Below are 6,670 nucleotides of genomic sequence, written 5' to 3' on the forward strand. Positions count from 1 at the left end.
GCAGTACAGAAATTGCTCATCTGTATGCAGATATATCCCATTCAAATTATACCTTGTATCATCTAGCGACACAGCAAACTTCGTTTTAGTCAACAAGTCTACCAAATCTGCACTTAGTAGAGTGAAATCGTATTGATGATCACCTTCTTCAAGAACAGGGAAGTTATTTGAAACTACGTTCGGTAAAGAAAAATTTGCATTTCCACAGGATATCAATAATTTTCCTTGATTATTCATTTCGAAATTGACATCCAAATTAGTTGGCAATTTTTTCACTATATCATGTAAAGTATGTGCTGAGATTTTCACTTCTCCTTCTGCTGATACATTTGCAGTAAGTGAGGCAAATATTGAAATGTCAAGATCAGTAGCCTTCAATTTTATGCTACCATATTGTGCTTTGATATTTATACACGCTAAAACATCTATCGCGTTGCGCCTTTCAACCACTCCACTTACCCTGGATAGCGTATTTAAAAGGCTTGCACGACTTACACTAAAACGCATTTGTTCACACACAGAACTTTGTTCTTTGATTCCTATATCTACAATTTTTGACATATTAATTCTCAAAAATATATTTTAAATGATATTCATATTCTATGTAAAGTGATATCCATATTTTTGTCTGAGAGACAAAACAGCCTATCTTATACTTTAGTGATCAATAATTTACTTTGTATGGCATAAGTCATGCATTTTTTGGTACGCTTTTTGAAAGCCAAGCAAGGAATAAGTATCATCAACATTTGCTGTTTTTACTTTTCCATTAACTACCATTGATAATCCCTGCTTCATTTTTAGAATCAAATCTTGGTCCATTTTTGTATCATCTGTCCACGCAAGACTTCCCTGTATTATTGGCAATTGATATTTAATTTTTTTATCGATATTGAGAACTACAGGCTCATTATTATACTGAAAGCCAGAAGTGACGCTCACCTCATCTGCTTTTTTATCAACGTAACTGACCATTACATACGGCTTGCGATCGGCTGTATAATGTTCACTTTTTTTCTTAGGATGAGATACAATATAACACACTTTTTCACCATCTTCCAATGCAGTATACACAAACCAGTCTTTATATTTTTCGCTCAGTTGTACATTACTAACCGATGCAAGAGTGTCTATTGAAAGAAATATTAGAAATACGAAAAGACTACGCATGTAAACCGAATTTCAAACTCTCTGATTTTATATGTTGTTTTACCTTACTCATCGCTTGCTCAGCCAGCTGTCTTATTCTTTCTCTTGAAACACAATATTTTTTGCTAAGCTCATCCAAAGTCTGAGTATTCTCAGATAAATATCTGCTAATGAAAATGTCTCTTGATCTTTCATTAAGACTTGCCAGCGCATTGCTTAAAATTGTTTCTTTTAATGCCTTTTCTTCATGATTCTGGTAAGCTACTTCTTGACTAACTAAATTACACGGAATCATATCTTGTAACTCCTTTTTAGAGTCATCACCTATTTTTATACAATTATTTAACGACTGATCCTTACAAGCCAGACGATAGCTCATCTGTACAACATCTTCTTCAGATACAGAAAGCTCATTTGATATTGCTTTTATTTCTTCTTTACTCAAAGTTTCTCTGTTTGTGTATTGTAAAATTCTTTTTTTTATTTTACGTAAACTAAAAAACAATCTCCTTTGTGCTTGCGTTGTACCTATTTTTACAAGTGACCAAGATTTTAATATAAAGTCTTTCATTGAAGCTTCAATCCACCATACTGCATAAGTTGAAAAACGAAATCCCAAGTCAGGATTGAACTTTTTCACTGCATGCATTAAACCCATATTTCCTTCCATGACCAGGTCCATCAACAATAGACCGTAATTCTTAAATTTCATTGCAATTTTTACTACCAAATTCAAATGGCTAGTAATCAACCTGTGAGCAGAAGAAATATCCTGGTATTCTTGCCAATTTTTTGCTAATCGCACTTCCTCTTCTTGGGAAAGCATAGGAAATTTTCGCACTTCAGCAATATATTGCATGAGATTAGTGCTACTATTAACACATAAATTTGCTACTGGGGTCAACATAATAACTTAAATTAAAACTCTATACATATAATATATTGATTTTCAGTGAAAAATTCAAGCTTTAATTAAAAAAGCATAACTTTATATCTAGTTGAGATCTTAACAACAGCTACCTAAATGTAGAATTAAAATTGCCAGCGTGTAACGATAAAAACTACATTAAATAAATAATGTGTTATTCCAGTGCTCAAACACTGGAATTCACATTTCTTTTTTCTAGATCCCAGTGTCATGCTACTTGAATGACAAGAAAAACCCACTGGGATAATAAGACAAAGATAGACTAGAAATTAAACGCTACTCCAGCTTCTGCACCAACAGCGCTGTAAAGGACATTGATCTCTTTAGTAGCTGATACTGCTTCTTTATTAAAACTAGCACCATAAGAACCAAAATAACGAGCACCAGCAAAGAGTTTGATTTCTGGGGTTACATCATAACTAACACCAGCTTTTGCTTGATAAGCAAAACCAAATCCTTTTTGATCTTTAACTGCACTAGCTTCTGAAGGATTGCTGATATATGCTGCACCAACACCAACACCAACGTATGGAGTGATAGGCATATCTTCAATCGCTATATCGTAATAAACGTTAACCAATCCTGAAAATGCTGCCACACTGTTTGCAACAGTTGTTGGAGTAAATGTTGCACCACTAACGTCGTTTTTGTTTAGTTGTGAGTAAAGTCCCTCAACATCAACCCTGATATCGTCCATTTTATAACCAAATGCAGCACCACCAGCCATAAAAGATGCTTTTAAAGGATCATGAACTTCGGTTCCTTTTTTATATTCAATGCCGTCAATTCTTGTTTTAAAAGGTAAAACTTCACCATTATATTGCAAACGAACATAGTAGCTAGTTTCTTCATCACTTATTGGACCAATAGGGTCTGATGAAAAAGCAGAGTTTGATAGGCTTAGCAACGTCACTAAAGCAGCTGCCGAAAAAAACTTTTTATAATGCATAATTGCCCTCGTTAAAAAAATTAAAATTCCACTTTAGCAGTCTAAATAATAACTAAAGTTAAGTCAAGTGCTAACTTAATAACATAAAACCTTCTGTATCTTAACTAACTTTTAGGAAAATACAAAGATTTTATTAATTAATAAATAGAGTTACTCTACTTTTTTTACTCTTGATCTTCTGACACCTATTTCACTAATGTCTTTTTATCTTCTGATCTGCATTCATCATTGTGAATTGCTGCATATTCATGCAGTAATATGAATGTACTTCATGGAAGTACTAGTATAAAAGGAAAACACTTAGTTACTGCATTAAGTCAAACTTCAGTAGTAAATTTAAAAAGGAAGTTTAAATCCAGGTGGTAACCCCATCATACCTGCAAGATCAGAGGTTGCATTTGCCATATCTTCTTCTGCTTTTTTAATGGCATCATTAAACGCTGCTGTCACTAAATCTTCTACTATGTCTTTTTCTTCATTTCTCATAAGCTCTAAGTCTATGTTTACCTTTTTAGCTTTATAGCCACCTATTTTTATAACTTCCACTAATACAGAAACTTTGCCACCACCAGAAATACCTTGAAACTCTTTTCCAATATATTTTTCTTGGGCTTCCGCAAGCTTTTTTTGCATTTCTTGCGCTTGCTTCATTATTTGACTGAAATCCACAACCTACTCCTTATTTTCTATATTAACTACCTTTGCACCTTTAAACGTATTTAATATATCCTTAACTACAGGTGCATAATTTAAATTACTCACTTCCCTATTCATATAACTCGTATCAACTATAATAACCCACTCCTGATTAGTAGCTTGATTTAAGTAACTTTTCAAGTCATTACAAAAATTACTGTTCAAGTTAGATACAGCTTTTAATTTTAAATACCCAAATTTACAATCTATTAATTTTAGATTACTACACAGTTGTTTGTAAAGATAAATTTGGTTACTCCGCCTTAATAGTTGCAAAATCTTATCAAAATCGTAATTTTGTTGTTTATTTTTCACATGGATCCCAGTGTCACGCACTGGGATGACAGAGTGGGGTTTTTCCACATATTTTTTTGGATCCGAGTAGTCAGTTACTTGGATGACAGAGGGGGAAGGTGCAACAGGTCTGCCCTGTCTATTTCCTTGCTCTACATTCTGTGAAAGAATTTTTTTGATCACCTGTTCCGGAGAAGGCAAATCAGAAAGATAACAAAGGCTAATTAACATCATTTCAGCAGCAACCTCATTGCATGTTGAAATTTTTATATCTTGAATACCCTTAAGCAGCACCTTCCACAATCTCGAAAAAAATATTAAAGACTTTTTTGCACTCAAATCTTTTACTCTGCTCTTCTCATATTCTGTATCAATCTCTTTTGTAATTAAAAAACGGCATATTAACTGGATTGTTTGCAGCAGATCTTCAAAAATATTGAGCGGATTTGCTGTTTTTACCACATTGTCGAATACTAACAAAGCCTTCTGTAAATCACTATCTAATACTGCTTCCAGTAGATCAAATATAACGTTTCTATCTACTAGACCAAGTATGTCTGTAACACTTTGAGTGGATATTGTACCATCTTTGCTATATAGCAATGCTTGATTCATCAAAAATAAAGCGTTACGCATTGAATTGCTACAGTGGTGAGCAATTAATTCCGATGCTTCTTTTTCAATAAAATAATTTTCTTTTTGTGCAATATCATTTAAACGCTCCATTATCTTAGCTGAAGGAATGTTATGTAAGTCAAACCTTTGACAACGTGCAATAACAGTTATTGGTATCTTTTTTATTTCTGTAGTTGCTAGAATAAACTTTACGCTAGATGGTGGTTCTTCTAGAGTTTTAAGTAATGCATTAAATGCATTACTGGATAACATGTGTACTTCATCTATAATGTAAACTTTAAATTTAGAACTTATTGGTAAATAGCAAATATCTCCCAAGATCGCTCTAACATCCTCAACACTAGTGTGACTTGCCGCATCGATTTCAACTACATCTGGATGGCTTGAATTTTTTATTGCCAGACAACTTGTACATGATCCACAAGGTTCAAAAGTTGGCCCCAATGAGCAGTTCAAACATAAAGCTATTATTCTTGCAGTGGTGGTTTTACCAATTCCACTGCTACCAGAAAGCAGTATAGATTGTGGAATTTTGTTGAGAGTAAAAGCATTTTCTAGTATACGCACCAATATATCTTGACCTACTAAATCTTTAAAGCTACTAGGACGATATTTTAATGCTATGTTCATAGCCTAGAATAAAACAAATAGTACAAATAGGTATGCAACCCAAAAAGATTCTGATATGGTTGCTTCATTTCTGACCTGACCAAGTTACAGAATTTTTGCCTGCATACCTTATCAAAGGTTATACTTTTTTTTTTTTTTAGCAAGGTATATTCTATATTAGTCTTATAATTTATATGTTAGACCTTTTGCAACATTACTTTGGAGTAAACAGCCGTTACCTAAAATACTCTTCTTCTGTCATCCCAGTGTCCAGACACTGGGATCCAGAAAACTTAATTTTAAATGAATACATTAGGCTGTTGTATAATAAGAACTGGATTCCAGTGTCAATCACTGAAATGACACCCTTCCGGTGGGGATTGCTCTCAAACTACAATGTTCGTACAGTTGTACTGGGATTCAAGTATAAAAATATTTGGAAATTATACAATGGACAATGGATTCTAGGAATATATGTTAAAAGTAATGTCCATAATGAAATAAGCTGGATTCCAATGTCACGTACTGGAATGACAACATATAGGTATTGGAATAACAAAAGAGGAATATTATGATTTTATATCATTTTCCTCTTTGTCCATTTTCACGAAAAGTTAGAGCTCTTCTCAAGGAAAAAAAGCTGAGTTGTGATTTGGTATATGAAAATCCATGGGAAAAGCGGAATGAATTCATGGAGATCAATCCAATCGGACAAGTACCAGTATTAATAGATAATAACTTTGTAATAGCGGATAGTAATGCCATTTGTGAATATATAGAAGAGATTTACAATAGTAACGTCAAATTACTTGGTTCATCAACTATTATTAAGTCTAAAATACGCGCTTTAATCAATTGGTTCGATAGCAAATTTTACAATGAAGTTACTAAGTATATTATGAATGAAAAAGTAATTACTAACCGCAGCCCTGACTCTAGATTTCTTCATGCAGCTCAGCATAACCTGCCTTACCATATGGAATACATCGAACACTTAATTAACAAGAACGTTTGGCTTGCAACCGATAAGTTCACTTTAGCCGATATTACTTTAGCATCACATATTTCTATAATAGACTACGTAAATAGTTTTCCCTGGGAAAAAAGTAAGATTTTAAAAGAATGGTACTCCATTGTTAAATCAAGGCCTTGTTTTCGCGAAATATTATTAGAGAGAGTTTTTGGCTTAACTCCCCCTAGACATTACGCTAACCTTGATTTTTAACTTGCGTTAGTTTTAAAGCTACAGTCATTCCTTCGTCAGTAGGAATCTTACTATTACCCACAAATATAAAGTTCGTGAGCAAGTCGCCATCCTTCTGCTAGATCAAAGAGACGTCTCCATCCTTTCCAAATAGTAATGGGGCCTGGTTCTAGATCATTTTTTCTAGCCAAATGTCCTCCAAGTT

General features: G+C 33.5%; 7 protein-coding genes, 1 other RNA gene and 1 pseudogene. 2 read left to right on the top strand and 7 right to left on the bottom strand.

What is annotated here, in order from left to right; genetic code table 11:
• From ACJ5GX_RS01315 to ffs, 7 genes are all read right to left on the bottom strand, one after another.
• A partial coding sequence (locus tag ACJ5GX_RS01315; RefSeq protein ID WP_495292609.1) for a beta clamp domain-containing protein occupies positions 1 to 561 on the bottom strand: 561 nt, incomplete at its 3' end.
• Positions 562 to 672: 111 nt separating this feature from the next.
• The gene (locus ACJ5GX_RS01320) at positions 673 to 1,170 is read right to left on the bottom strand and encodes an invasion associated locus B family protein (RefSeq protein WP_019078627.1); all 498 of its coding nucleotides are present in this window, start codon (positions 1,168 to 1,170) and stop codon (positions 673 to 675) included.
• Positions 1,163 to 2,056 carry an RNA polymerase factor sigma-32 gene (locus ACJ5GX_RS01325; protein ID WP_012481951.1) on the bottom strand — a complete coding sequence of 298 codons (894 nt, stop codon included), beginning with the start codon at positions 2,054 to 2,056 and terminating at the stop codon, positions 1,163 to 1,165. Before ACJ5GX_RS01325 ends, ACJ5GX_RS01320 begins: the two co-directional genes overlap by 8 nt.
• Before the next feature lie 283 nt (positions 2,057 to 2,339).
• Entirely contained in the window at positions 2,340 to 3,026 is a 687-nt protein-coding gene (locus tag ACJ5GX_RS01330; protein WP_007302328.1) for a P44/Msp2 family outer membrane protein, read from the bottom strand.
• A 336-nt stretch (positions 3,027 to 3,362) separates the two neighbouring features.
• Positions 3,363 to 3,695 (bottom strand): YbaB/EbfC family nucleoid-associated protein, encoded by a 333-nt coding sequence (locus tag ACJ5GX_RS01335; RefSeq protein ID WP_015588155.1) that lies wholly within the window; start codon positions 3,693 to 3,695, stop codon positions 3,363 to 3,365.
• A 3-nt stretch (positions 3,696 to 3,698) separates the two neighbouring features.
• Complete coding sequence (gene dnaX / locus ACJ5GX_RS01340) at positions 3,699 to 5,282, bottom strand: DNA polymerase III subunit gamma/tau (RefSeq protein ID WP_007302330.1); 1,584 nt, start codon at positions 5,280 to 5,282, stop codon at positions 3,699 to 3,701.
• 16 nt (positions 5,283 to 5,298) lie between these two features.
• Positions 5,299 to 5,397, bottom strand: an RNA gene (gene ffs, locus ACJ5GX_RS01345) — signal recognition particle sRNA small type.
• Positions 5,398 to 5,506: 109 nt separating this feature from the next.
• Here ffs and ACJ5GX_RS01350 point away from each other — a divergent pair.
• Together ACJ5GX_RS01350 and ACJ5GX_RS01355 are read left to right on the top strand one after the other, a co-directional pair.
• A pseudogene (locus ACJ5GX_RS01350) lies at positions 5,507 to 5,629 on the top strand (WPE palindromic element domain-containing protein); the annotation flags it as partial.
• Positions 5,630 to 5,832: 203 nt separating this feature from the next.
• Positions 5,833 to 6,486, top strand: coding sequence for a glutathione S-transferase family protein (locus tag ACJ5GX_RS01355; RefSeq protein ID WP_052265014.1), 654 nt, complete (start codon positions 5,833 to 5,835; stop codon positions 6,484 to 6,486).
• Positions 6,487 to 6,670 lie beyond the last annotated feature (184 nt).

Source organism: Wolbachia endosymbiont of Tuta absoluta (assembly GCF_059414725.1).

Excerpts from the sequence above, each read along its gene's own strand:
- ACJ5GX_RS01320 (WP_019078627.1), bottom strand. The coding sequence starts at position 1,170 with ATGCGTAGTCTTTTCGTATTTCTAATATTTCTTTCAATAGACACTCTT.
- ACJ5GX_RS01325 (WP_012481951.1), bottom strand. The coding sequence starts at position 2,056 with ATGTTGACCCCAGTAGCAAATTTATGTGTTAATAGTAGCACTAATCTC.
- ACJ5GX_RS01330 (WP_007302328.1), bottom strand. The coding sequence starts at position 3,026 with ATGCATTATAAAAAGTTTTTTTCGGCAGCTGCTTTAGTGACGTTGCTA.
- dnaX (WP_007302330.1), bottom strand. The coding sequence starts at position 5,282 with ATGAACATAGCATTAAAATATCGTCCTAGTAGCTTTAAAGATTTAGTA.
- ACJ5GX_RS01355 (WP_052265014.1), top strand. The coding sequence starts at position 5,833 with ATGATTTTATATCATTTTCCTCTTTGTCCATTTTCACGAAAAGTTAGA.